The sequence below is a fragment of the Erwinia sp. B116 genome, assembly GCF_002865965.1.
Classification (GTDB): domain Bacteria; phylum Pseudomonadota; class Gammaproteobacteria; order Enterobacterales; family Enterobacteriaceae; genus Erwinia.
On the sequence record NZ_JRZZ01000001.1, the window covers coordinates 1 to 4263 of the forward strand.

General features: G+C 54.2%; 4 protein-coding genes. 3 read left to right on the forward strand and 1 reads right to left on the reverse strand.

The window, feature by feature from the left end; translation table 11 throughout:
• Positions 1–462: 462 nt before the first annotated feature.
• Positions 463–825: a hypothetical protein gene (locus NV64_RS00005; RefSeq protein ID WP_072166392.1), complete on the forward strand. Its 363-nt coding sequence runs from the start codon at positions 463–465 to the stop codon at positions 823–825.
• Positions 826–963: 138 nt separating this feature from the next.
• On the opposite strand, the gene NV64_RS00010 is transcribed toward NV64_RS00005, so the two are convergent.
• On the reverse strand, positions 964–1989 hold the full coding sequence (locus tag NV64_RS00010; protein ID WP_056237876.1) for a tyrosine-type recombinase/integrase: 1026 nt from the start codon (positions 1987–1989) through the stop codon (positions 964–966).
• A gap of 846 nt (positions 1990–2835) precedes the next feature.
• On the opposite strand from NV64_RS00010, the gene NV64_RS00015 reads away from it, so the two are divergent.
• Positions 2836–3912, forward strand: a complete 1077-nt coding sequence (locus NV64_RS00015) for an ABC transporter ATP-binding protein (RefSeq protein ID WP_101505004.1) — start codon at positions 2836–2838, stop codon at positions 3910–3912.
• On the forward strand, positions 3905–4263 hold a 359-nt coding region (locus NV64_RS23750), incomplete at its 3' end, for an ABC transporter permease (protein WP_233208893.1). The genes NV64_RS00015 and NV64_RS23750, both read left to right, overlap by 8 nt.

Here is a 4263-nt window from a genome sequence, read left to right on the forward strand (position 1 = left end):
ATAACTGATGGACTCGGGCACCACGAGCGCTTTTACAAAGAGCCTTTCGGGAAACCGAAGGGCTCTTTTTCTTATTAGTATGGCCAACATATTTTTCGCAGGACTTTCTCCTGGAAGAGCTATTTAAAGATTTCGTTGGTAGCCGGATAGATAATTTGACTTATGGAGCGAAAAACTACAGTTACTCTTCTAAATTATTTCATAAGGTAATAATGAGCTCGTAAGGGTCCTGTTGGGTCTAAATTGACTCATGGATGGATCCTGTGCGTGGTTTATAGGAATATTCTTATTTAAAAGTAATTTAACTGAAGGTTTTCGACTTCCGTGATTTCATTTTTTCGCCCCAAATGACCTAACTTTCGTGTGAAAGGGATAGTAGTCATTTAAATCGTGAAAAGGCCTGTTACTTGGGTTAATATCATTTCGAAATTTTAATATGGGATTTACTTTCGGGACGTTATCATGAATAAGAAAATTATTATCGCTCTTGTCTTCTCTGCATCGATGCTAAGTGGCTGTTCAGCCCTTGATTATAAGTCTGGAACTCAGGTTTCTGCGCAACAGATGGCACAGTTCCAAAAGGGAAAAACGACGCAGGATCAAGTAGTACAGGCGATTGGCAACCCACCTAAAAAAGCGGAAGTGAACGGCAAAGAGATCTGGACTTATAACTACACTAAAATTGCCGGCCTGCCGCTGATGCCTAACGTTAATGAAAGCGCAATTTTTGAATGGTCGAAAAAAGGCGAGCTGTTAAATGCTTATAAAAGCGGTGGTTCACAGGGTGAATCAGATAACCCGTTATTGAGTGCTGCAGGCTTGTAATAGCTGAACAGCCCGTCAGCAACGGCAGAAAAGCCCGCTCTGTGTAAGGCGGGCTGATATAGTTAACCTGTTGGCATATTTGCTTTAAGCTGAGCTGACAAGTACGAGTCCTGTAGCGATCACAATAATATATCGGTATTACTGCATCTCCATAAAGTCCACCATCGCCCCTTTGTGCGCATCAACGTTACGAATATAGCGCATTAACGTTTCCGGTTTTTTCCAGGTTCCTTCCTGCATAATCTGCGCCACCGAATAGCCTTTACCGGCCAGATCCTGGGCGGCACCGACGCGGGCGCTGTGCCCGCTCCAGCCCTGGTAACGGCCTTTGTTCGCCGGTGCCGGGGTGGCAGGGCCGGCTTCCCGCCACGCCTGGCTGAAGATGGCTTCCAGCGCGGGCAGGCTCAGCGGGCGCTCGGTAGCGATCGTCACCTTATTCGAGCGATGTACCGGGCAGAAGATAAAGGCATCCGGCTCGGCGGCCAGCCCGGATCGCGTTAGCCATTCGCTTAAGCGACGGGATGAGGCGCTGCTGAGCGCTTTGATCAGTCCGCCGGTTTGTACGATGGTTTTGGTCCAGGCCACGTCGAGAATGATTCTCCCGTCCGCCGCGCGGCTGATATCGCGCACCCGCAGGCGGGCCAGTTCGCTGACGCGCAGCAGGGTATTGTAGGCAAGATGCAGAAAGGCCAGGTTCCTGACCTGCTGCAACTGCGTCGACCCGGCCCAGCACCTGTCAATAATTTGCAGATCGGTCATCTTAAACGGCACCGCCTGGCCGGTACGCTCGCCGGATACGACGGCGCTGCGGTTAATCTTCTTTATCGTACGAAAGACCAGCGGTGACGTAGTCGGCGCCACCAGACCAGCGTTACGGTGTAACGTCGCCAGCAGCGCAGCGTGGGTGGCGACGGTGGAGGACGCACGTCCGCCGGCCTGTAGCCAGTTAAGATAGTCACGCAGGTCGGTGGAAGACATCGGGAAAAATTGCCGGCCGTTCTGCTCCGCCCAGCGCAGGCTGATGCGCATCACGCTCATCAGCTGCCGCCAGGTATTCGGCGAGAAGGCGTCCTTATCTTCCACAAAGGCTTCCAGCCGGGCACGCAGATCGTCGCCGGGCAGGGTGGTCAGAAAATGACTCTCTTTCGCTACAATATTGCTCATATTGGGCGTTATAACCTCAATGTAAAACGAGATCGCGCTACGTGAATTCTGCGAAATTAACAGGGTGGTTACCCTGCAGATTTCACGTAGCGTTGTCAGAGTGTGCGGGCCAGTTAAGCCCGCTTTCTACTATCGGCCGGAAAAGGCTGCTGGTAAACGCTAGCGTTACCAGGCGGCTATTGCGGAGTCAATCGGTGATCCCAGCCAGATCGTTACCGGATCCTATAGTACCTGGAATTCTGACCGCTGTCCTGACTTTATATAATGCCAATTATATAAAGTCAGAGGCTTTCAGAGCCGATCGTTATCGCCGCTGATGGGTAAGACCGTTTTACCGCTCTGTGAGTAACTGCTTCACGGGCAGCCGGCTGTCAGCGTGGAAAAATTTTTCTTTGAGCGGGTTAATTATGCGTCGAATGAGCTACGCGATCGGATGTGCGTTCAATAAGCGATCGTTACCGATTGTGATAAAGCCACAGGGGAGGTAAAACCCGCGAAACCGCTCCTGAACGAAGCCAGGTCAGGCTTTTCAAAACTGAATCTGGTTGTAAACTGTACCGACATTGCCAGCGTAAGGGCAGGAAAAATATAGCCCTCTTCCCGTTCATAGTCAGTAGTAAAATCAGCGTGATAGCTGTTTTTTCCGTCGATTAATAACCAAACCCACCAGGTTATATTATAATTAATTCTGTTAATCTTAGTGTTATTTATGAATTCTATTCCCGGATGTTGAATTTGTGATGAATATCGGCCATGCCATACTGCTGGCAGGGAAATTTTAAAAAATAAGTGTGAGCCTGCCGAAAAGCATGTGACCGCGCGGTATCGCTGAAATGCTGAGGCATTATGATTCGACTGGAAAATATCACCAAGACCTATTCCGGCAATGCCCGACACGCCATCAACTCACTGAATATCACCATCAATCAGGGTGAAATTTGCACCTTTGTCGGCCCCAGCGGCTGCGGCAAAACCACTACGCTGCGGATGATCAACCGCCTCGACGTTCCGGACGGTGGCGAAGTCTATATTCAGGGGGAGCCGCTTTCAACGGCGGATATTATTCAGGTACGACGTAAAATCGGCTTTGTGATGCAAAGCCCGGCGCTGTTTCCCCACCGCACGGTGGCGGAGAATATCGCCACCGTGCCGCGGCTGCTGAAATGGGATAAGCGCGCCATCAGCCGCCGTATTGACGAGCTGGTGACGCTGATGTCGCTGGATCCGCTGCTGCTGAAACGTTATCCCCATCAGCTCTCCGGCGGCCAGCAGAGCCGTGTCTCCATTGCCCGCGCGCTGGCCGCCGATCCGCCGATTCTGCTGATGGATGAACCCTTTGCGGCGATCGACCCGGTGGTGCGGGTAAAACTGCAGGAAGAGCTGCTGGCGCTGCAGGCCCGCCTGCACAAAACCATTATCCTGGTCACCCACGATATCAACGAAGCCATTCGTCTGGGCGACCGCATCGCCATCTTTCAGGAAGGCGGCATCCTCGCGCAGTTTGCTACCCCGGACCAGATCCTGTCGCACCCGGCCAGCGATTTCGTGCGCAACTTTATCGGGCCGGAGCCGGCGCTCAAGCGGCTGGGCAGGCTGCGGGTCGGCGATCTGCCGCGCCATGATGTTACGCTGATCGACGCTGACGGACGGCGGCTCCCCGCCGAGTTCCCGCTGCTGACCGCGCAGCAGGTGCTGGTGCTCGACGGCGATCGCCGTCCGCTGCGCTGGCAGGACAGCGATGAGCCGGCGTCGCTGCGGCTGGTGCGCGATGAGCAGTCGCTGCTGCACGCCTATAACGATCTGCTCAGCGCGCCGCAGGGGGTGCTGGTAAGGGTTACCGAAGAGGGCCGCTACGCCGGGGTGCTCGACAGCAGCCTGCTGAGCGCCGCGCTGCAGCAACATACGGGTGGCCGGCATGATTGAGTGGCAATGGATCGCCGACAACGCCGCGATGATCGGTCAGCTGTTCCTCGAACATCTGCAGATGGTGGCGCTGTCGCTGACGCTGGGCACGCTGTTGACGGCGCTGATGCTGCTGGTCTGCATTCACTGGCCGTCGCTCGCCGCGCCGCTGATATCGGTCAGCGGCGTGCTGTTTACCATCCCCTCGCTGGCGATGTTTATCCTGCTGCTGCCGTGGACCGGGCTTTCCGTCACCACGGCGGTGATCGGGCTGACGCTCTACTCCCTGCTGATCCTGATGCGTAACGTGCTGGCGGGGATGCAAAAACTGCCGGAGGATATTCTTGAGTCGGCGCGCGCGCTGGGCTACAC